Below are 19,970 nucleotides of genomic sequence, written 5' to 3' on the forward strand. Positions count from 1 at the left end.
GCCGTTGTTTGCCGATCCTTAATATTTTTGAGCGTAGCGATTGATGAGCGAACAACCAGCGGCCAGCCGCATCCAGGTCGAGGCCTTGGGCGAAGGTTTCCAGGCCCGGGCCGAGCAGTGGGCTGAACAGCTCGGCTTGCCTTTACAGCTCGCGGATGCGGATTTTTCCCTACAAGTGGGGGAACACGGCCTGCAACTGCAGCAGCTTGGGCCTGACGCGCCGGGGCCGGTGCGGGTGGACTTCGTCGAAGGCGGCGCGGCTCACCGGCGGCTATATGGCGGCGGCAGCGGACAGATGATCGCCAAGGCCGTGGGCATTGCCCAAGGCGTGCGCCCCCGTGTATTGGATGCCACGGCCGGCCTGGGCAAGGATGCGTTCGTGCTGGCCAGCCTGGGCTGCGAGATGAGCCTGATCGAGCGCCAACCGCTGATCGGTGCGTTGCTCGAGGATGGCCTGGCACGCGGTACGCAGGATTTCGACGTCGCGCCCATCGTGGCGCGCATGAAGCTGCTCAAGGGTAACGCCATTGACGTGATGCTCAATTGGCAAGGGGAGCCACCCCAGGTGATCTACCTCGACCCGATGTTCCCTCATCGTGAGAAAACCGCTCTGGTGAAGAAAGAAATGCGCCTGTTCCGGCCACTGGTGGGTGATGATCCGGACGCACCGGCCTTGCTGGCCGCCGCCCTGGCCCTGGCCAGTCATCGCGTGGTGGTCAAGCGCCCGCGCAAGGCGCCGTGCATCGAGGGCCCCAAACCGAGCCATGCGCTGGATGGCAAGTCCAGCCGATATGACATTTATCCCAAGAAAGCGCTCAAGTCTTAAGCCACAAGCCACAAGCCACAAGCCACAAGCCACAAGCTGCAAGCAAAAGCGCTTTTCACTTGCTGCTTGCAGCTAACCACTTGCAGCTGCATCTCTCCTATAGGCCCGCATAAATAACCCCACCACCTCCTGCACATGGGCTTCGGCAGCCTCTTCACTCAGTTGCCCGCCGCAGCCATACAGCAGGCAGAAGTTCGCGGTGCCCTTGAGCAGGCAGAAAAAGTGCTCGGCCGCCGTCAGCGGTCTATCGATGCTCAGCGCGCCGCTCTGGTCGATCTTGCCGAGCAGGCGCTCCATGCCCTGGAGCATGCGCATGGGCCCGGCTTCAAAGAAGATTTGGGAGAGTTTCACGTCCTGATTGCCGGTGGTCATCATCAGGCGATGCAGGTTCACCGACTCTTCACTGTTGATCAGCCGATGGAACCCCCGCGCGATATTCAACAATACCGTTTCCACCGGTATGCCTTCGGGCAGTTCGAAGTACATCACCGGCAACTGTTCCTCGCACTTGGCCACCACGGCGGCGGTGAACAAGGTCTCTTTGTCGGTGAAGTGACTGTAGACGGTCAATTTCGACACGCCGGCCTCAAGGGCCACGGCATCCATGCTGGTGTTGGCGTAGCCGTTGCTCAAGAACAGGCGTTTCGCTGCCGAGAGGATAGCCTGGCGTTTTGCCATGTCCTTGGGACGCCCAGGGCTATTGGTGCTCACACGATTGTCGGACATTTTCACCTTTAATACTGGACTGGTGAGTTTTGTATTAATAACATACTGGCAAGTATAATTATTCCTAGCTCCATTTGCGAAAGGTCCTTCAGCATGCGCAGCACTTTTCTGCCCTTTGCGTTGCCTGCCTGTCTGGTCTTCCTGTTGGCCGCTTGCGACCATGAAGACGCGGTCCAGACTACCGTCCGCCCGGCCATGGTGGTGCAGCCGCAACCGTCGGCGCAGTCGGCGGACAGCTACCCAGGTGAAGTACGCGCGCGCTATGAGCCGGACCTGGCCTTTCGCATCGGCGGCAAAGTCAGCAAACGGCTGGTGGAGGAGGGTGAGCGGGTCAAGGCCAACCAGCCGCTGGCGGAGCTGGATCCCCAGGACGTGCGCCTGCAACTGGAAGCCACCCGTGCCCAGGTCGCCGCCGCCGAGGCCAACCTGAGGCTGGTGCGCGCCGAGCGTGACCGCTACAAGACCCTGATGGACCGTCAGATGGTCAGCCGTTCCCAGTACGACAATTCCGAAAACCTTTACCGTTCCGGTGAAGCGCGCCTCAAGCAGATCAAGGCCGAGTTCGACGTCGCCAGTAACCAGGCCGGTTACTCCGTATTGCGTGCCCCCCAGGATGGCGTCGTCGCCAAGCGTGCGGTGGAAGTAGGCCAAGTGGTATCCGCTGGCCAGACCGTGTTCACCCTGGCCACCGATGGCGAGCGCGAAGTGCTCATCAGCCTGCCCGAACAAGGGTTTGGTCGCTTCAAGATCGGTCAGCCGGTAGCCGTGGAGTTGTGGAGCCAGCCCGACCAGCGTTTCACCGGGCGCATTCGTGAACTGTCGCCTGCGGCAGATCCAAAATCGCGGACCTTCGCCGCTCGCGTTGCCTTCACCGGCGGCAAAGTCCCGGCGGAGCTGGGTCAAAGTGCTCGCGTATTCATACAGGCCGACGGCGTTGTCCCGCTGTCAGTGCCGCTGTCTGCCCTGAGTGCGGAGAACGGTGCGTCCTACGTCTGGCGTGTACAGCCGGACAACACCCTCAAGCGCACGCCGGTACGCATCGGTGCCTTCGGCGAAAAAACCGTACCGGTGCTGGAAGGCTTGACTCCCACCGATTGGGTGGTAGCCGCAGGCGTGCACGTGCTCCACGAGGGCCAGCAAGTGCGCCCGGTGGATGGCTCCAACCGTGTAGTGAATCTGGCGGCTAAGGAGTAGTCCCGATGGCTTTCAACCTTTCCGAATGGGCGTTGCGTAACCGCCAGATCGTACTGTTCCTGATGATCCTGCTGGCTGTGGTCGGCACCTTGTCCTACACCAAGCTGGGGCAAAGCGAGGACCCGCCGTTCACCTTCAAAGCCATGGTGATCAAGACCAACTGGCCCGGCGCTACGGCCCAGGAAGTCTCGCGCCAGGTCACCGAGCGTATCGAGAAAAAACTGATGGAGACCGGCGAATACGAGCGCATTGTTTCTTTCTCTCGCCCGGGTGAGTCCACCGTCACCTTCATTGCGCGCGACTCCATGCATTCCGTGCAGATTCCTGAGCTGTGGTACCAGGTGCGCAAGAAGATCAGCGACATCCGGCAGACCTTGCCGCCGGATATCCAAGGGCCGTTTTTCAACGACGAGTTCGGCACTACTTTCGGCAATATCTATGCCCTGACCGGCGACGGCTTCGACTATGCCGTGCTCAAGGACTACGCCGACCGCATCCAGATTCAGCTGCAACGGGTGGCGGATGTGGGCAAGGTCGAGTTACTTGGCCTACAGGACGAGAAGATCTGGATCGAGCTGTCCAACCTCAAGCTCGCCACCCTTGGCCTGCCGTTGGCCGCTGTGCAGCAGGCGTTGCAGGAGCAGAACGCGGTCTCCACTGCCGGCTTCTTTGAAACCCCGAGCGAGCGCGTGCAACTGCGCGTGTCGGGTAACTTCAAGACGGTGGAAGAGATCCGCAACTTTCCTATTCGTGTCGGTGACCGAACCTTTCGAATCGGCGATGTAGCCGACATTCACCGCGGCTTCAACGATCCACCGGCACCGCGTATGCGTTACATGGGGGCGGATGCTATCGGACTGGCCGTGGCCATGCGTGCTGGCGGCGATATCCTGGTACTGGGCAAGGCTCTCGAAGGCGAATTCGCCCGCTTGCAAAAGAACCTTCCGGCGGGCATGGAGCTGCGCAAGGTGTCAGACCAACCGGCAGCGGTGAAAACCGGTGTCGGCGAATTCGTGCAGGTGTTGGCCGAGGCGTTGGCGATTGTCTTGCTGGTGAGCTTCTTCTCCCTCGGCGTACGCACGGGCCTGGTCGTAGCCCTGGCGATTCCGCTGGTGCTGGCGATGACGTTTGCCAGCATGTATTACCTCGGTATCGGCCTGCACAAGATTTCCCTCGGCGCGTTAGTGCTGGCCCTCGGCTTGCTGGTGGATGACGCGATCATTGCCGTGGAAATGATGGCAATCAAAATGGAGCAGGGCTACGACCGGCTCAAGGCTGCCAGTTTTGCCTGGACCAGCACCGCCTTCCCGATGCTCACCGGCACGCTGATCACGGCGGCCGGCTTCCTGCCGATTGCCACCGCGCAGTCGAGCACGGGCGAATACACGCGCTCGATTTTCCAGGTAGTGACCATCGCGTTGCTCGCCTCATGGATCGCCGCCGTGGTGTTTGTGCCGTACCTGGGGGAAAAACTCCTGCCGGACCTGGCGAAGATTCACGCGGCCAAACACGGCACCGATGGCCCGGATCCCTACGGCACGCCGTTCTACCAACGTGTAAGGCGTTTGGTGGAGTGGTGCGTGCGTCGGCGCAAAACCGTGATTGTGTTGACGTTGCTGCTGTTTATCGGCTCGGTGGCGTTGTTTCGCTTTGTGCCGCAGCAGTTTTTCCCGGCCTCAGGCCGCCTGGAGTTGATGGTCGACCTGAAACTGGCCGAAGGCGCTTCCCTGAGCAACACCGCCGACCAGGTCAAGCGACTGGAAGCCTTGCTCAAGGACCATGCCGGCATCGACAACTACGTCGCCTATGTCGGCACCGGCTCGCCGCGTTTCTACTTGCCCTTGGACCAGCAATTGCCGGCGGCCAGCTTCGCGCAGTTCGTGGTGCTGGCTAAAACCATTGAGGAACGCGAAAGCCTGCGTACCTGGCTGATCGAAACCCTCAACGAACAATTTCCCGACCTGCGCTCCCGTGTCACCCGCCTGGAGAACGGTCCGCCCGTGGGCTACCCGGTGCAGTTTCGCGTCACCGGTGAACACATCGAGGAAGTCCGCGCCCTCGCACGGAAAGTCGCGGCCAAGGTTCGCGAAAATACCCATGTGGTCAATGTGCACCTGGACTGGGAAGAACCCAGCAAGATCGTCTACCTCAATATCGATCAGGACCGCGCCCGCGCCCTTGGCGTCAGCACCGCCAACCTGTCGAAATTCCTGCAAAGCTCACTCACCGGCTCCAGCGTCAGCCAATACCGGGAGGACAACGAGTTGATCGAAATCCTCCTGCGCGGCACGGTTCACGAGCGCACCGAACTGTCGCTGCTGCCTAGCCTGGCGGTGCCGACCGACAACGGTAAAAGCGTGGCCCTGTCGCAGATCGCCACCCTCGAATACGGCTTCGAAGAGGGCATTATCTGGCACCGCAACCGCCTGCCGACGGTGACCATCCGTGCCGATATTTATGGCAAGGAGCAACCGGCGACCCTGGTCCAGCAGATCCTGCCGACCCTCGCAGGCGTACGCGCCGAATTGCCGGACGGTTACCTGCTGGACGTTGGCGGCACCGTCGAAGATTCCGCTCGCGGGCAGAACTCGGTGAAGGCCGGTGTGCCGCTGTTTATCGTGGTGGTACTGACCTTGCTGATGCTGCAACTGCGCAGCTTCTCACGCACGGCGATGGTGTTTCTTACCGCGCCGTTGGGCCTGATTGGCGTCACCTTGTTCCTGCTGGTATTTCGTCAACCTTTCGGCTTCGTGGCCATGCTCGGTACCATCGCGCTGTCGGGGATGATCATGCGCAACTCGGTGATCCTGGTGGACCAGATCGAACAGGACATCAAGGCCGGCCTGGCGCCGTGGCAGGCGATTATCGAAGCCACCGTGCGACGCTTCCGCCCGATTGTGCTGACTGCCCTTGCGGCGGTGCTGGCGATGATCCCGCTGTCGCGTAGCGTGTTCTTCGGGCCGATGGCCGTGGCGATCATGGGGGGGTTGATCGTGGCGACGGCGTTGACCCTGTTGTTCCTTCCGGCCCTGTATGCTGCATGGTTCCGAGTGAGGAAGGACGTCGTGTAATCATGCTGGCTACTGTTTCAGCCCTAATGTTGTTATTACTCGCCCCCGGCCCGACCAACACCCTGCTGTTTCGTGCCGGGGTGCTGTTTGGCTATCGCGCGTCCTGGTGGTTGGCGTTGGTCGAGTGCCTGGCGTACTTGCTGCAAGTCTCGGTGTGGGGCGTTGCGCTGCTCTACCTGGCGGCCTATTCGCCGTGGGCATCGAAGCTCACGCAATTCGCGGCGGCCTGTTACCTGCTGTATGTCTCGTACAGGCTCTGGCAACGCAAAAACAGCACCGTCGACCCTGGCCGTGACCGCTTCAATGGGTTGAATTTTTTCTGGCTGACGCTGATGAACCCCAAGGGGCTGTTGATTGTGTCCTTCATTGCACCCGCCGGCACCTTTGCCACATGGCAAGGCTATGTCGGGTTCATGACCACACTGGCATTGGTGGTAATACCCGTAGGGTCTGCGTGGATCGTGTTCGGCAGTCGCTTCGAAGGGCTGCAAAAAGCCTGGCTGACACCCTTGAAGATCAACCGTGCGACGGCACTGGCAATGGCGTGCTTTGCCACGTTGACGGTGGGGCGATTGGCTGAGTCGGTACTGCATTGAGTCGCTCCCCGTTGCAGGGAGCGATTCTTGCGCGGCTTAAAGTGCGCCAAACACCTTCTTCGCCAGGCTGGTAGCCGCAGCCGCCGGGTTCTTGCGAATCGTCTCTTCCTGCTGCGCAATCATCTTGAACAAACCATCCAGCGCCTGTTCGGTCACGTAGTTTTCGACGTTGGCACTCTTGGCATCCACTGCGCCAAACGCTGCAGCCTTGCCTGCGAGGGCGTTGTACTGCTGGGCCACGCCCACCTTGTCGGTAGCGGCCTTGACGATCGGCAGGAACTTGGCGCGGATGGCTTCGCGGCTGCTTTTGTTCAGGTATTGGGTGGCGGAGTCCTGGCCGCCGCTGAGGATACCCTTGGCGTCGGTCACGCTCATGTTCTTCACCGCGTTGACCAGAATCGGCTGGGCCTGGGTCACGGCGGTTTCCGCCGCTTTGTTCATGCTGTCTTCCAACTGCGTGACCTGGTCACCCATGCCGAACATTTTCAGTTTGTCGGCGACTTTGCCCAGCTTGCCCGGCAGGCCGATCTTCACTTCAGGATTGTTGCTGAAACCGCCGGGTACACCCAGTTGTTTCACGGCGATCTGTGCGCCTTGGGTCAGGGCGTCCTTGAGACCGCCGCTGGCGTCGCCCTGGGACAGGCTACTGAGGTCCAGGGCCATGGCATTGGCGCCGAGCAGCAGGCCGGCACACAGGGCAGTCAAGCGAAGGGAGTTGCGGAGCATGGGGCTTCCTTATGTTCGTAAATTCAGTGAGCGACCGCATCAACCCGCAGGCGCAGCGGCTGTGGATCCTGGCCGTTGAGCTGCACCGCGTGCCGTTCGGTGGTGATAAACAGTAGCTTGCCATCCAGTTCGATGCGAGCGCTCAGCGAATAACTGTGGCCCGGCTTGACCTGCGCGGGGTCGTAGGTCAGGTGAAACGGCAGCGGCACCTGGCCTTTGACCGGGCCTTTCTGTTCGGCGAGGGTCACGGCAGGCGCATCCGCCAGGGACACGTCTTGCAGGCTGACACTCAAGGTGGCAGTGGGCGGCAGGGCGATACGTTGCAGGTAGAACACTTCGCCGTCGAGGCTGGCCTTGGGTGCAGGATGCATGGATTGGCAGGCTCCGAGCAGGGCGGTGAGCCCCAGGAGAATGATCTTTTTCATGGTGCAGCTCCTTTTCAACGGTGCCAGCGTCCAGCTGGCGCCTTCTTCAATCTAGCGTGTTTCTTCTGCTTCCACCGGCGCTTCGGCCGCGCCATCCACGCGATGCAAGGCCACCTGACGGATCGACAGGCGAATATCCGCCGGCAACACGCGCTTGGCCGCGCCTTCGGCCAGCTCACCGAGCAGGTCGTGGTAGCTCAACTTGCCGGCCTCGTCGCGGCGCAGCACATCTTGTTCCAGCAAGGTCTGGATGAAATGTCGGAAAAGGCTCTTGTCGAAGAATTCCGGGGCGTTGAGGCCATGCAGGATCGACAGGCGCTGGGCCATGATCGTGCACAGGTCTTCCAACTCTTCGGCGCTGATGCTGTTCTGGCCGCTGTTGAGCAGCAGCGAGATCGCCATATAGAAGCGTTGCAGGGTCTGGGCGATGGTCTTGGACAGCAGTGTCAGCAGCACGAAGTGTCGCGAGCTCGGCGCCGGGCGCAGGAACACATTGTTTTCGAAGCGCAGCAGGCCCTGTTCGACGAACGCGTCCAGCCATTGATCGACCACCGTCTCCAGCTCGTCCAGCGACCAGCGGATAAACAGCTCCGATTGCAGGTACGGATACAGCGCGTGGGTGTAGCGCAGGATCTGCTCGCGGCTCATCCGCGAGCTGCTCTGGAAGAAGCTCGCCAGCAGCGCCGGCAGGGCGAAGATGTGCAGCACGTTGTTGCGGTAGTAGGTCATCAGGACGGCGTTCTGCTCGTCCAGGTACAGAATCTTGCCCAAGGCATCGCTCTGTTCCGACAGCAGGTACATGTCCTTGACGTGCTTGATCAGCGCCAGGCCGTCGCCTTCGGGCAAGGTGGTGTGCGGCGAATAAGGGACGCGGCGCAGCAGCGCCAGGTACAGGTCCAACTGGCGGGCCATGGCCTGTTCATCCAGGGCCAGGCGCGTGGTCGACAGCAGCGCCAGGGCGACCAGGTTCACCGGGTTCACCGCGGCGGCTTCGTTCAAGTGGCGGGCCACCTGCTCGCCGAGGCGGTTCGTGGTTTCGTTAAGCCAGGCCGGTTTGTAGTTCGGGCCCAGTTCCTGGGTGCGCCAGTCCGGTTGCTCGGCGTCGAGGAACTCCGCCAACTTGATCGGCTCGCCGAAGTTGACCGCGACCTGGCCAAAGCGCTGCTTGAGCGCACCGATCACTTTGAAAATATCGAAGATCGACTCTTTCTTCTTGCTCGCCCCGCGCAGTTCGCCGAGGTAGGTGCGGCCTTCAAGCACGCGTTCGTAACCGATGTACACCGGCACGAACACGATCGGCATGCGCGAGGAACGCAGGAAGCTGCGCAGGGTGATCGCCAGCATCCCGGTCTTTGGCTGCAGCATGCGCCCGGTGCGCGAGCGGCCGCCTTCGACGAAGTACTCCACCGGGAAGCCCTTGGTGAACAGGGTGTGCAGGTATTCGTTGAACACCGAGGTGTACAGCGGGTTGCCCTTGAAGGTGCGGCGCATGAAAAACGCACCGCCACGGCGCAACAGGCTGCCGATTACCGGCATGTTCAGGTTGATGCCAGCGGCGATATGCGGCGGGGTCAGGCCGTTCTTGAACAGCAGGTAGGACAGCAGCAGGTAGTCGATATGGCTGCGGTGGCAAGGCACATAAATCACCTCGTAGCCCTGGGCAACCTTTTGCACACCCTCGATGTTATTGACCTTGATGCCGTCGTAGATTTTGTTCCAGAACCAGCTCAGCACCACTTCCAGGAAGCGGATCGCGGTGTAGGTGTAGTCGGAGGCAATCTCGTTGCCGTAGCGCAGGGCCTGGGCCTTGGCTTTTTCCGGGCTGATTTTTTCCCGCTCGGCTTCGTCAAGGATGGCCTGGCGCACCAGCGGCATGTTGACCAAACCCTTCACCAGATTGCGCCGGTGGGACAAATCGGGACCGATCACCGCAGTCTTCAGGTTACGAAAGTGCACGCGCAGGATGCGTTGGGCCATGCGAACGGTGCGTTCGTGGCCTTTATTGTGCTCGATCAATTCACGCAGGTTGATGGGCGCGGAGAATTGCACGCGGGTCTTGCGTCCCAGGATCAGGATGCTCAACAACCGGCGTAGACGCCCGGTGACCGCCCAGCTGTCGGCAAACAGCAGTTTCCATGGGCTGGACTCGCTCGCAGGGGTTTGCCCCCAGAACACGCTGACCGGAATGATTTGTGCATTCTCTTCGGCGTGTTCGCTGAGGGTGTTGACCAGGCGGGTCAGGGTTGGCGGCGCGCCGCGCTTGTCCTGACGCCCGAGCCAGTCCGGCTCGGGCGTGAGGTAGAAGAACGCCGCGGGTTCCATCAACGGGCCTACCGATACCGGCAGCACCGGGCGCGGCAAGCCGGCCTTGGTGCACTCGGCATCGACCACGGCCAGTTCGGTGAGGGAGGGTGATTGCAGGACGTAAAACACCGGCCGGCTGCGGTCGAGGTTAAGGGTTAGGGACGACTGGTTGATCGTCTCCGAGCGAACCCAGAGGTACAACAGTCGGCGCAAGGTGCCAAACACCAGACGGCGGAACGGGGAGCGGGTCATAGGCGAGCTGCTTCAAGTGGGAAAAACCGAGCAGGCGCTCGGGCGGGTAGTGTGCCGTATTCGCCGAAAATCGGCAAAAAAGCAGCGATGTAAACTTGAGTTGATCGTTTTTGAGCCTGTCTTATACTCGGCAGTTCAACGCGATCGGCTCAACAATAACAATCAAGTGGGAGTGAACAGATGGCAACGCGCGAGACAGGCAATGTGAAGTGGTTCAACGACGCCAAAGGCTATGGCTTTATCCAGCGTGAAGACGGCAAGGATGTGTTTGTGCACTACCGCGCCATTCGCGGCGACGGCCACCGTTCGTTGGCCGAGGGCCAGCAGGTGGAATACGCCGTGGTGACCGGCGAGAAGGGGTTGCAGGCGGAGGATGTGGTCGGCCTGTAGGCCGAGCGGCAAGTTTCAAGCTACAAGCTGCAAGCGCTTTGACTTGCAGCTTGTAGCTTGAAGCTGCTTTTTAAGCTGTTTTCCAGGTGATCTGCTCTTCACCGTCTGCGCTGATGCGAATCCAGGTGTCGGCGCTTTCCTCACCTTCCTCCTCGACCCAGGTCCCCGGTGCGCAGCGCACTTCCACGTTCAGCGCGGCAAACGCAGCGCGGGCGCAGGCAATGTCGTCTTCCCACGGCGTCTGGTCACTTTCCAGGTACAGGCTGTTCCACTTGCCTACGGCTTTCGGCAGCCAGGTCACGGGTACATTGCCGGCCTTGCACTTGTAGGTCTGGCCACGCTGGACCCAGTCGCTGCATGGGCCCAGGGCAGCGCCCAGCCAGGCGGCGATAGCCTTGTAGTCGACGTCGGCGTCCTTCAGGTAAATCTCGATATCAGGTTGGCGCATGGATGTTCCTCGTTGCGGGATTCGAAAATCCATTCGCGGATGTTTAAACGTCGGTTATTGAAGCACGAAATAATCGTAGCGCATCGATACGGTGACCAGCAGCGGCTCGGCAGCCTCGATCACCTCGGCACGGCGCTCGGCACTGGCGCGCCAGCCGTGGGGGGTCATGGCCAGCAGGTTGGCGCGGTCCTGCGGCTCGGCCAGGCTCAACTTGAATTCCAGGGTTTCACTGTGCGCCTGGCTCATGCCGTCCGGCACCAGGGCCAGGTGCTTGTCGTCGGTGTACTCGCGCACTTCGTCGTACAGGCGCTCGCGCAGTTCCATCAGATGGCCGCTGGTCGGGCCGACCTTCATCAGGCCGCCGCCTGGACTGAGCAGGCGCTTGGCCTCTTGCCAATCCAACGGGCTGAACACACTGGCGAGGAATTGGCAGCTGGCGTCGGCCAAGGGCACGCGGGCCATGCTGGCGATCAACCAGGTCAGCGCCGGGTTGCGTTTGCACGCGCGCTTGACCGCTTCCTTGGAAATGTCCAGCGCGTAGCCGTCGGCATGGGGCAGGGCCGCGGCGATTTGCGCGGTGTAGTAACCCTCGCCGCAACCGATGTCGACCCAGCGCTGCGGTGCGCGTTCGGCGGCCAGCTCGGCCAGGCGCCTGGCTACCGGGGCGTAGTGCCCGGCGTTGAGAAAGTCGCGGCGCGCCTCGACCATCGCCAGGTTGTCGCCCGGGTCACGGCTGTTCTTGTGTTGCACCGGCAACAGGTTCAGGTAACCCTGGCGCGCGCGGTCGAAACGGTGCCCGGCCGGGCACGCCACGCCATTGTCCACCGCGTTTAGCGGCGCGCTGCAAATAGGGCAGGCAAGCATCAGGCGAGCAACTTGATCAGGGTCTGGTAGTAAATTTCGGTCAGCACATCGAGGTCGCTGGCGAGGATGCGCTCGTTGACCTGGTGGATCGTCGCATTCACCGGGCCCAACTCGACCACCTGGGTGCCGAGGGTCGCGATGAAGCGTCCATCGGAAGTGCCGCCACTGGTGGAGGCCTGGGTCTCACGCCCGGTGATCGCCTTGATGCTGGCCGACACCGCATCGAGCAACGCGCCCGGCTCGGTCAGGAATGGCAGGCCCGACAGCGCCCACTCCACGTGCCAGTCCAGGCCGTGCTTGTCGAGAATCGCCGCAACGCGCTGTTGCAGGCCTTCGACAGTGGATTCGGTGGAAAAACGGAAGTTGAACACCGCCGTCAGGTCCCCAGGAATCACGTTGGTGGCGCCGGTGCCGGAGTTGAGGTTGGAGATCTGGAAGCTGGTCGGCGGGAAGAAGGCGTTGCCGTTGTCCCAGTGCTCGGCGGCCAGTTCGGCCAGGGCCGGTGCGGCCAGGTGGATCGGGTTCTTCGCCAGGTGCGGGTAAGCCACGTGGCCCTGTACGCCGCGCACGGTCAGCGTGGCGCCGAGGGAACCGCGACGGCCGTTCTTGACCACATCGCCCACCAGGGTAGTGCTCGACGGTTCGCCGACGATGCACCAGTCCAGGCGCTCCTTGCGCGCGGCCAGGCGTTCGATCACGGCCTTGGTGCCGTGGTGCGCCGGGCCTTCCTCATCGCTGGTGATCAGGAAAGCGACCGAGCCCTTGTGGTCCGGGTAGTCGCTGACGAAGCGCTCCGCCGCCACCAGCATCGCGGCCAGGCTGCCCTTCATGTCGGCCGCGCCACGCCCGCAGAGCATGCCGTTTTCGTCGATCAATGCGTCGAACGGGTCGTTCTGCCAGGCTTGCACCGGACCGGTGGGGACCACGTCGGTGTGGCCGGCGAAGCACAGCACCGGACCGTCATGCTTGCCATGGGTGGCCCAGAAGTTGTCCACGTCCTCGATGCGCATCGGCTCCAGCGCAAAACCGGCGTCGCCCAGGCGCTGCATCATCAGCTTCTGGCAATCGGCGTCGATCGGCGTGACCGAGGGGCGACGGATCAGGTCGATGGCAAGTTGAAGGGTCGGCGAAAGGTCGGCATGGGCCGTCATGGGAAAACTCCGGAAAGCATGTTTGGAAGAGCAGGGCGGGCAGACAAAACGGCCGTTATCTTATAGCAAAACGGCGACCACAGGCCGCCGTTTAGTGCATTGCGCACGTTTTTAAGCCGCAGGTGCGGGCTCAGGTGCCGCTGCCGGTTTCGGCAGCGACGACAGGAACGCCATGATCAACGCCGCCACATACGGCAGCGATTGCACCAGCAGCATCACCACCCAGAAACGTATGTCATTGCTCGGCAGGCCCTGCACCAGGTAGATCCCCAGCGCGGCGCCCCACAACAGCAGCATGATGAACATTTCTTCGCGGGCTTCGGAAATCGCTACCCAGAAGCCGTGGTTATCCGCGTTTTTCGGTGTACGAAAGAACGGAATGCTGGTGGTGAAGAAGCCATACAGCACCGCCTTGGCGATGGTGTGGGACAACGCCAGGCCAGCCAGGGCGGCGCAGAATGCATCCTTGAGGTTCACGCCCACCGCACGGCGGTAGAGGAAGATGATCTTGCCCACCTTGAACACGAACAACGCCAACGGCGGGATCGCGAAAATCAGCAGCGGCGGGTCGACCCGCGTCGGCACGATGATCATCGCCGCCGACCACAACAGCGCGCCGACGGTGAAGAAGATGTTCATGCCGTCCGCCACCCACGGCAACCAGCCCGCGAGGAAGTGGTAGCGCTGGCCACGGGTCAGCTCGGTCTCTTTGCCGCGCAACAGGCTGGCGGTGTGACGCTTGATGATCTGGATCGCGCCATAGGCCCAGCGGAAGCGCTGTTTCTTGAAGTCGATAAAGGTATCCGGCATCAGGCCCTTGCCGTAGCTGTCGTGGTAGTACGCCGCCGACAGGCCTTTCTCGAATACCCGCAGGCCCAGTTCGGCATCTTCGCAGATGCACCAGTCGGCCCAGCCCAGTTCTTCGAGCACCGAGCGACGGGTCATGGTCATGGTGCCGTGCTGGATGATCGCGTCGCGGTCGTTACGGGTGACCATGCCGATATGGAAGAAGCCTTTGTATTCGGCGTAGCAGAGCTTCTTGAAGGTGCTTTCGTTCTGGTCGCGATAGTCCTGCGGCGACTGCACCACGGCGATTTTCGGGTCGGCGAAGTGCGGCACCATGTGCTTGAGCCAGTTCGGCGACACGCAGTAGTCCGAGTCGATCACCGCGATCACTTCGGCATCCTTGGCGGTGTGCGGGATCAGGTAGTTCAGCGCGCCGCCCTTGAAACCGGCCAGGGGCGCGACGTGGAAAAACTTGAAGCGCGGGCCGAGGGTTTCGCAGTAGTCGCGCACCGGTTCCCATACCGCCGGGTCTTTGGTGTTGTTGTCGATGATCAGGACTTCGTAGTCCGGGTAATCGAGGGCGGCCAGGGCGTCGAGGGTCTGTTTGACCATCTCTGGCGGCTCGTTGTAGCACGGCACATGGATCGACACTTTCGGGCGGTAGTCTGATTCCCCTTCCACCGGCAGGAATTCACGCCGGCGCTTGTGGGTCCATACCGCTTCCGCCAGTTCGTGGGCTTCGGTCAGCAACACGATGAATACGCCCAGGGCGCCCAGGGCCAACAAGATGCCGACGGTCACGCTGAACCAGGTGCTGTATTGCTGGCTGTAGTCGTAGCCGATCCACACCAGTACCGAACCGCAGAGGAACGCAATAAAGGTCAGGAAGGTGCGGCCACGCTGGCGCAGGGATGAGCCGTCGATCATCAGCAGGGTCAGGGACAGCAATGCGAGCACCACCGATCCGATCGCCAGGACGCGCCATTGCGGGATCGCAACGACGGGCCCTTCAAAGTTGAATTTTTGCTGGCGCGCGGCGTTGTACACGCCCCAATAAGCGCCGGCCGAGCCTTCGTCGCTGACTTTCCACGGCTGGTCAAAGGCTTCGATAACGAAGTAGTTGTAGCCCTGGCGGTTCAGCTTGTTCACCAGCGTACGCAGGTAAATCGCCTGGTCTGCCGGCGACGTTTCATTACCGCCGCGCATACGGCCGTTACTTGGCCAGCCAACTTCCGACAATAGCAGCGGCTTTTTCGGGAACAGTTTCTTCAGGTCCTTGGCGCGGTCGAGTACGTACTGGCCGGCCTTGTCCATCGGGATGTATTCCCAGAACGGCAGGATGTGCGCGGCAATCAGGTCGACGTGCTTGGCCAGTTGCGGGTTCTTTTCCCAGATATGCCATTGCTCGGAGGTCGTCACCGGTACTTTCACGGCGCTGCGCACCCGGTCCAGCAACACGATCAGTGCTTCAGGAGTGATCTCTTCACGGAACAGGGCCTCGTTACCGACGACAACCCGCACGACGCTGCGCGAGCTGTTGGCGATCTCGATGGCACGCTGGACTTCGCGCTCGTTACGTTCCAGGTCCGGGCTGATCCAGATCCCCAGGGTTACGCGCAGGCCGAACTCTTCGGCCAGCTTGGGAATGTCCCCCAACGTGCCGTCGACCGAGTAGGTGCGGATGTTATCCGTCAGCTTGCTCATGATCTCCAGATCGCGACGCATCTGCTCGTCGGTGGGGTACTGGTCTTTCTGCGGGTACTGGCCTTGCTGGAACGGCGAGTAGGAAAAACCGGAGATCTGCTCGGGCCAGTTGGGAGCGGTGACCGGGCGGTTGATCAGCGCCCAGAAGCCGGTGAACAGCGCGGCAATTGCCAGCACCACCACCAGGTTGAGTCCAAATTTACGCGATGCCATGGTTATGTCGGGTTCCAAAGGGTGCGGAACGAAAAGAGGTGTCGGCCTACACCGAACGGCGCGCATCCTACACCGGCCTTTCCCTGACCGTACAGCAAGCCGAGAAAAACCGGACATTGGGCAGCGAAAGTACATCTAAGTTCTTAACTTGTAGTTTGTAGCTTAAAACTTGTCGCTGCGTGGCCCTATAATGCGCGCCGGTTTTTGGGGTAATGGTCATGAGTACAGAAGATCCGCGGTTTGCAGGCGTCGCCCGCTTGTATGGCATTGAAGGCCTGGAGCGCTTGAAAGCGGCCCATGTGGCGATCGTCGGCGTCGGCGGTGTCGGTTCGTGGGCCGCTGAGGCCATGGCCCGTTGCGGGGTGGGCGAGATTTCGCTGTTCGACCTGGACGACGTCTGCGTCAGCAACAGCAACCGCCAACTGCACGCCTTGGACAGCACCGTGGGCAAGCCCAAGGTCGAGGTGATGGCCGAGCGCCTGCGCGCTATCAACCCGGATTGCACGGTGCATGCGGTGGCGGATTTCGTCACCCGCGACACCATGGCCGAGTACATCACGCCGACTATCGACTGCGTGATCGACTGCATCGACGCGGTTAACGCCAAGGCCGCACTGATTGCCTGGTGCAAGCGCCGCAAGATCCAGATCATCACGACTGGCGGCGCCGGCGGGCAGATCGACCCGACGCTGATCCAGGTGTGCGACCTGAACCGCACCTTCAATGACCCCTTGGCGTCGAAAGTGCGCTCCACCTTGCGCCGTGACTACGGCTTTTCCCGCACCGTGACCCGTCATTACAGCGTGCCGTGCGTGTTTTCCACCGAGCAACTGCGTTATCCCAAGCCGGACGGCAGCATCTGTTTGCAGAAGAGTTTTGTCGGTGATGGGGTGAAGCTCGACTGCGCCGGTGGGTTTGGCGCGGTGATGATGGTGACGGCGACCTTCGGCATGGTCGCGGCGACCAAGGCGGTGGACAAGATTGTGGCCGGCGTGCGCCGGCCTTCCGAGCGGGTCAAGCCCACCTAGATCTCACTGTCGAACATAGATCCAAATGTGGGAGGGGGCTTGCCCCCTCCCACATTCAGTTTTGTGTATGGCTTAGTGTTCGCATGCGCTGCAGTACAGCATTCAGACCGTTGCTGCGTGACGGCGACAATTGCCGCGACAGGCCCAACTGTGCGAACCAATCAGTCAGATCAACCGACCCCAACTCAGCCGCCGACAACCCGTTGACCCGCGCCAGCAGCAACGCTACCAACCCGCGAATCATGCGTGCCTCGCTGCTCGCGGCGAACTGCCAGTGACCATCGTGCAAGCGCCCCACCAACCACACCAGGCTTTCACAGCCCTGCACCAGGTTGGCATCGACCTTATCCTCATCCGCCAATGCGGGCAGACGTTCACCCCACTGCATCAGCATTCGCGCGCGTTGTTCCCAACTGCCGACTGACTGAAAGGCTTCCAGCGCAGCCAGCGCATCCACTGGCAGGCTCATCGCAACATATCCAGCGCCTGGTCCAGCGCTTCAAAGAAGCGTTCCAGGTCATCGGAGTCGTTATACAGCGCCAGGGATACACGGATCGCTCCCGACAAATGCATCGCCTTGAGCAGCGGCATCGCGCAATGATGGCCGGCACGTACGGCAATGCCTTGCTCGGTCAGCAGGTGCGCGAGGTCGGCGTTGTGCACGCCCTCGACCACAAAACTGACCAGCGCCACCTGCGGCGAACCCAGCACGCGCACGCCATTGCGCGCGTTCAGCCCGCGCAACAGGTAGTCATGCAGGGCCGCTTCATGGGTGAGAACCGCCTGTGGGTCAAGCGAACTCAGGTAGTCCAGGGTCGCGCCCAGGCCGATCACGCCGGCAATCGGCGGGGTGCCGGCCTCGAAACCCAGTGGTGCCGGGCGGAAGCTGGCGCTGTGGTAGTCGGCCTGTTGCACCATCTCGCCGCCAAACTGCCAATGGCGCAGGTGATGCAGGGCTTCGTGGCTGCCGTACAGCACGCCGACGCCGTCGGGTCCGTACAGCTTGTGGCTGGAAAATACATAGAAGTCGCAGCCCAGGGCCTGTACGTCGTGGCGGCCGTGGACAATGCCTTGGGCGCCATCGACCACGGTCAGGGCGCCGTGGACGTGGGCCAAGGCCAGCAAGGCTTGCAGCGGTTGCCAGGTGCCGAGGACGTTGGACAGTTGGCTCACCGCCAGCAGGCGCGTACGCGGGCCGATCAACTCGGCGGCGGCTTGCAGGTCGATCACGCCGTCATCGCCGAGTGGCAATACCACCAGGGTGAGTGCACGACGCTTGGCCAGTTGTTGCCACGGCAACAGGTTGGCGTGGTGTTCCAGGGCGCTGATGACAATTTCATCGCCCGCATTGAATAAGTGCTCGAGGCCATAGGCCAGGAGGTTCAGCGCAGAGGTCGCGCCGTGGGTAAACATGATTTGCCCGCTGTCACCTGCATTCAACCACTGTGCAACCTTGCTGCGACTGTCCTCGAAGGCCTGGGTCGCATGGGCGCCCGGCAAATGCTGGGCACGGTGCACATTGGCGGCGCCATTGGCGTAGTAATGACTGATGGCATCCAGCAGGGCTTGGGGTTTTTGCGTCGTCGCGGCGTTGTCCAGATAGGTCTGGTCTTGCCGTTGCAGGGTGGCGATGGCCGGAAAGTCGGCGCGCCAGGGGGAGGGCACAAGCATGGTGTTCAAGACTCGTATAAGCGAACCCCAGGGTCGGGGCCCGCTAGTGGCATCGAGTGGCTGCTTAGTTGTGAGCGTGCAGCGCTTCGTTCAGTTCGATGGCCGATTTGTGGGTTTTGCACTCCACGGCACCGGTCTCGGAGTTACGGCGGAACAGCAGGTCCGGTTGGCCGGCCAGCTCACGCGCCTTGACCACCTTGACCAGTTGGTTCGACTCGTCCAGCAGTGCAACCTTGGTGCCGGCAGTGACGTACAGGCCCGACTCCACGGTGTTGCGGTCGCCCAATGGGATACCGATACCGGCGTTGGCACCGATCAGGCAGCCTTCACCAACCTTGATCACGATGTTGCCGCCGCCCGACAGGGTTCCCATGGTCGAGCAACCGCCGCCCAGATCCGAACCCTTGCCGACGAACACGCCGGCTGATACACGGCCTTCGATCATGCCCGGGCCTTCGGTGCCGGCGTTGAAGTTGACGAAACCTTCGTGCATCACGGTGGTGCCTTCGCCCACATAGGCGCCGAGGCGGATACGCGCGGCATCAGCGATACGCACGCCGCTCGGTACCACGTAGTCGGTCATTTTCGGGAACTTGTCCACCGAGAACACTTCCAGCAGCTCGCCACGCAGGCGGGCTTCCAGTTGGCGTTCGGCCAGCTCATTGATGTCGATTGCACCCTGGCTGGTCCAGGCCACGTTCGGCAACTGCGGGAACACACCGGCGAGGCTCAGGCCATGTGGCTTGACCAGGCGATGGGACAGCAGATGCAGCTTGAGGTAGGCCTCTGGGGTGGACGTCAGTGCGGCGTCTTCGGCCAGCAGGGTGGCGACCAGCGGAGTGTGGCTTTCAGCCAGACGGCTCAGCAGAGCGGCTTGGGTGGCGTCGACGCCTTTGAGCGCATCAGCCAGTTGCAGAGCCTGGGCGACGGTGAAGGTGATCGCCTGGTTGCCTTCGCTGTAGCCGAGGATCGGCGCGATGGCGGCAACGATTTCAGCCGATGGGTTGAGCAAGGGTTGTGCGTAAAACACTTCCAGCCAAGCACCTTGGCGGTTCTGAGTGCCGACGCCGAAGCCCAGGCTGAACAGGGAATTGGACATGCTGTTACCTCTACAAAAATGGAAGGGCTGGCCTACTTGAGGGCCGCCGAATATGTATCTGGCTTGAAGCCAATCAGGGTTCTGTCACCGAGATCAAGCACCGGGCGCTTGATCATCGAAGGTTGCGCGAGCATCAATTCAATGGCTTTCGACTGATCGAGATCGGCTTTGCGTTCGTCTTCGAGTTTGCGAAAGGTGGTGCCCGCACGGTTCAAAACCACCTGCCAACCGTGCTCGTTGCACCATTGGGTCAAGTGTTCGCGGTCGATACCGGCCGTTTTGTAGTCATGGAACTCATAGCTCACAGCGTGCTCATCGAGCCAGGTGCGCGCCTTTTTCATGGTGTCGCAGGCTTTGATGCCGAAAAGGTGCAACGTTTTGCTTGAAGCGGTCAAGGAATTGCCCCCCCTGCTTTACTGACGTAAGTGCCAATGAAAATGAAAGATCACGGATTATGCCACGACCAGCGGGTTTGGGTGCCGCTCGTCAGCACCGT

General features: G+C 61.5%; 18 protein-coding genes. 6 read left to right on the top strand and 12 right to left on the bottom strand.

The features are described 5' to 3' along the window. The first annotated feature begins 43 nt into the window (after positions 1-43). Positions 44-826: a class I SAM-dependent methyltransferase gene (locus tag FIV39_RS03035; RefSeq protein WP_090408579.1), complete on the top strand. Its 783-nt coding sequence runs from the start codon at positions 44-46 to the stop codon at positions 824-826. A gap of 72 nt (positions 827-898) precedes the next feature. Here FIV39_RS03035 and FIV39_RS03040 read toward each other — a convergent pair whose 3' ends face one another. After that, a complete protein-coding gene (locus FIV39_RS03040; RefSeq protein WP_090408577.1) occupies positions 899-1,552 on the bottom strand; it encodes a TetR/AcrR family transcriptional regulator in 654 nt (217 codons plus the stop codon). Positions 1,553-1,645: 93 nt separating this feature from the next. Between FIV39_RS03040 and FIV39_RS03045 the strand changes: the two genes are divergently transcribed. From FIV39_RS03045 to FIV39_RS03055, 3 genes are read left to right on the top strand one after another with little or no spacing between them, the layout of a single operon-like run. After that, positions 1,646-2,746: an efflux RND transporter periplasmic adaptor subunit gene (locus FIV39_RS03045; RefSeq protein WP_090408574.1), complete on the top strand. Its 1,101-nt coding sequence runs from the start codon at positions 1,646-1,648 to the stop codon at positions 2,744-2,746. Positions 2,747-2,751: 5 nt separating this feature from the next. Then, complete coding sequence (locus FIV39_RS03050; protein WP_090408571.1) at positions 2,752-5,817, top strand: efflux RND transporter permease subunit; 3,066 nt, start codon at positions 2,752-2,754, stop codon at positions 5,815-5,817. A 2-nt stretch (positions 5,818-5,819) separates the two neighbouring features. Further along, on the top strand, positions 5,820-6,413 hold the full coding sequence (locus FIV39_RS03055; RefSeq protein WP_090408568.1) for a LysE family translocator: 594 nt from the start codon (positions 5,820-5,822) through the stop codon (positions 6,411-6,413). A gap of 36 nt (positions 6,414-6,449) precedes the next feature. Here the strand turns inward: FIV39_RS03055 and FIV39_RS03060 are convergent, their stop codons facing one another. Genes FIV39_RS03060 through plsB form a run of 3 tightly spaced genes read right to left on the bottom strand, consistent with a single transcriptional unit; the run spans position 6,450 to position 10,120 of the window. Then, entirely contained in the window at positions 6,450-7,139 is a 690-nt protein-coding gene (locus FIV39_RS03060; protein WP_090408565.1) for a DUF4197 domain-containing protein, read from the bottom strand. Positions 7,140-7,162: 23 nt separating this feature from the next. Continuing rightward, entirely contained in the window at positions 7,163-7,564 is a 402-nt protein-coding gene (locus FIV39_RS03065; protein ID WP_090408562.1) for a YbaY family lipoprotein, read from the bottom strand. A gap of 51 nt (positions 7,565-7,615) precedes the next feature. Next, a complete protein-coding gene (plsB, locus tag FIV39_RS03070) occupies positions 7,616-10,120 on the bottom strand; it encodes a glycerol-3-phosphate 1-O-acyltransferase PlsB (protein WP_090408559.1) in 2,505 nt (834 codons plus the stop codon). Positions 10,121-10,300: 180 nt separating this feature from the next. Here plsB and FIV39_RS03075 point away from each other — a divergent pair, with 180 nt between their 5' ends. Beyond that, complete coding sequence (locus FIV39_RS03075; RefSeq protein WP_032891681.1) at positions 10,301-10,510, top strand: cold-shock protein; 210 nt, start codon at positions 10,301-10,303, stop codon at positions 10,508-10,510. 70 nt (positions 10,511-10,580) lie between these two features. Here the strand turns inward: FIV39_RS03075 and FIV39_RS03080 are convergent, their stop codons facing one another. The 4 genes from FIV39_RS03080 to FIV39_RS03095 all read right to left on the bottom strand — a co-directional run bounded on the left by FIV39_RS03080 (position 10,581) and on the right by FIV39_RS03095 (position 15,676). Further along, entirely contained in the window at positions 10,581-10,958 is a 378-nt protein-coding gene (locus tag FIV39_RS03080) for a hypothetical protein (protein WP_090408552.1), read from the bottom strand. 54 nt (positions 10,959-11,012) lie between these two features. Further along, entirely contained in the window at positions 11,013-11,822 is an 810-nt protein-coding gene (locus tag FIV39_RS03085) for a putative RNA methyltransferase (protein ID WP_090408549.1), read from the bottom strand. Beyond that, positions 11,822-12,973: a succinyl-diaminopimelate desuccinylase gene (gene dapE / locus FIV39_RS03090; RefSeq protein WP_027604490.1), complete on the bottom strand. Its 1,152-nt coding sequence runs from the start codon at positions 12,971-12,973 to the stop codon at positions 11,822-11,824. The genes FIV39_RS03085 and dapE overlap by 1 nt, the downstream gene beginning before the upstream one ends. Before the next feature lie 111 nt (positions 12,974-13,084). Further along, a complete protein-coding gene (locus FIV39_RS03095; RefSeq protein ID WP_090408546.1) occupies positions 13,085-15,676 on the bottom strand; it encodes a glycosyltransferase in 2,592 nt (863 codons plus the stop codon). Between the two features lie 218 nt (positions 15,677-15,894). Here FIV39_RS03095 and tcdA point away from each other — a divergent pair, with 218 nt between their 5' ends. Further along, positions 15,895-16,704: a tRNA cyclic N6-threonylcarbamoyladenosine(37) synthase TcdA gene (tcdA, locus tag FIV39_RS03100; protein WP_390620680.1), complete on the top strand. Its 810-nt coding sequence runs from the start codon at positions 15,895-15,897 to the stop codon at positions 16,702-16,704. 55 nt (positions 16,705-16,759) lie between these two features. Here tcdA and FIV39_RS03105 read toward each other — a convergent pair whose 3' ends face one another. The 4 genes from FIV39_RS03105 to FIV39_RS03120 all read right to left on the bottom strand — a co-directional run bounded on the left by FIV39_RS03105 (position 16,760) and on the right by FIV39_RS03120 (position 19,815). Beyond that, positions 16,760-17,173 carry a SufE family protein gene (locus FIV39_RS03105; RefSeq protein WP_090408540.1) on the bottom strand — a complete coding sequence of 138 codons (414 nt, stop codon included), beginning with the start codon at positions 17,171-17,173 and terminating at the stop codon, positions 16,760-16,762. Continuing rightward, positions 17,170-18,375 carry an aminotransferase class V-fold PLP-dependent enzyme gene (locus tag FIV39_RS03110; RefSeq protein WP_090408537.1) on the bottom strand — a complete coding sequence of 402 codons (1,206 nt, stop codon included), beginning with the start codon at positions 18,373-18,375 and terminating at the stop codon, positions 17,170-17,172. Before FIV39_RS03110 ends, FIV39_RS03105 begins: the two co-directional genes overlap by 4 nt. 64 nt (positions 18,376-18,439) lie before the next feature. Then, the gene (dapD, locus tag FIV39_RS03115) at positions 18,440-19,474 is read right to left on the bottom strand and encodes a 2,3,4,5-tetrahydropyridine-2,6-dicarboxylate N-succinyltransferase (RefSeq protein WP_027604485.1); all 1,035 of its coding nucleotides are present in this window, start codon (positions 19,472-19,474) and stop codon (positions 18,440-18,442) included. A gap of 32 nt (positions 19,475-19,506) precedes the next feature. Continuing rightward, positions 19,507-19,815, bottom strand: a complete 309-nt coding sequence (locus FIV39_RS03120) for an arsenate reductase (RefSeq protein ID WP_236692109.1) — start codon at positions 19,813-19,815, stop codon at positions 19,507-19,509. Between the last annotated feature and the right edge of the window lie 155 nt (positions 19,816-19,970).

The organism is Pseudomonas grimontii (genome assembly GCF_007858185.1).
GTDB lineage: Bacteria > Pseudomonadota > Gammaproteobacteria > Pseudomonadales > Pseudomonadaceae > Aquipseudomonas > Aquipseudomonas grimontii.

Coding starts and splice junctions, on each gene's coding strand:
- FIV39_RS03035 (WP_090408579.1), top strand. CDS start 44: ATGAGCGAACAACCAGCGGCCAGCCGCATCCAGGTCGAGGCCTTGGGC.
- FIV39_RS03040 (WP_090408577.1), bottom strand. CDS start 1,552: ATGTCCGACAATCGTGTGAGCACCAATAGCCCTGGGCGTCCCAAGGAC.
- FIV39_RS03045 (WP_090408574.1), top strand. CDS start 1,646: ATGCGCAGCACTTTTCTGCCCTTTGCGTTGCCTGCCTGTCTGGTCTTC.
- FIV39_RS03050 (WP_090408571.1), top strand. CDS start 2,752: ATGGCTTTCAACCTTTCCGAATGGGCGTTGCGTAACCGCCAGATCGTA.
- FIV39_RS03055 (WP_090408568.1), top strand. CDS start 5,820: ATGCTGGCTACTGTTTCAGCCCTAATGTTGTTATTACTCGCCCCCGGC.
- FIV39_RS03060 (WP_090408565.1), bottom strand. CDS start 7,139: ATGCTCCGCAACTCCCTTCGCTTGACTGCCCTGTGTGCCGGCCTGCTG.
- FIV39_RS03065 (WP_090408562.1), bottom strand. CDS start 7,564: ATGAAAAAGATCATTCTCCTGGGGCTCACCGCCCTGCTCGGAGCCTGC.
- plsB (WP_090408559.1), bottom strand. CDS start 10,120: ATGACCCGCTCCCCGTTCCGCCGTCTGGTGTTTGGCACCTTGCGCCGA.
- FIV39_RS03075 (WP_032891681.1), top strand. CDS start 10,301: ATGGCAACGCGCGAGACAGGCAATGTGAAGTGGTTCAACGACGCCAAA.
- FIV39_RS03080 (WP_090408552.1), bottom strand. CDS start 10,958: ATGCGCCAACCTGATATCGAGATTTACCTGAAGGACGCCGACGTCGAC.
- FIV39_RS03085 (WP_090408549.1), bottom strand. CDS start 11,822: ATGCTTGCCTGCCCTATTTGCAGCGCGCCGCTAAACGCGGTGGACAAT.
- dapE (WP_027604490.1), bottom strand. CDS start 12,973: ATGACGGCCCATGCCGACCTTTCGCCGACCCTTCAACTTGCCATCGAC.
- FIV39_RS03095 (WP_090408546.1), bottom strand. CDS start 15,676: ATGGCATCGCGTAAATTTGGACTCAACCTGGTGGTGGTGCTGGCAATT.
- tcdA (WP_390620680.1), top strand. CDS start 15,895: ATGAGTACAGAAGATCCGCGGTTTGCAGGCGTCGCCCGCTTGTATGGC.
- FIV39_RS03105 (WP_090408540.1), bottom strand. CDS start 17,173: ATGAGCCTGCCAGTGGATGCGCTGGCTGCGCTGGAAGCCTTTCAGTCA.
- FIV39_RS03110 (WP_090408537.1), bottom strand. CDS start 18,375: ATGCTTGTGCCCTCCCCCTGGCGCGCCGACTTTCCGGCCATCGCCACC.
- dapD (WP_027604485.1), bottom strand. CDS start 19,474: ATGTCCAATTCCCTGTTCAGCCTGGGCTTCGGCGTCGGCACTCAGAAC.
- FIV39_RS03120 (WP_236692109.1), bottom strand. CDS start 19,815: ATGAAAAAGGCGCGCACCTGGCTCGATGAGCACGCTGTGAGCTATGAG.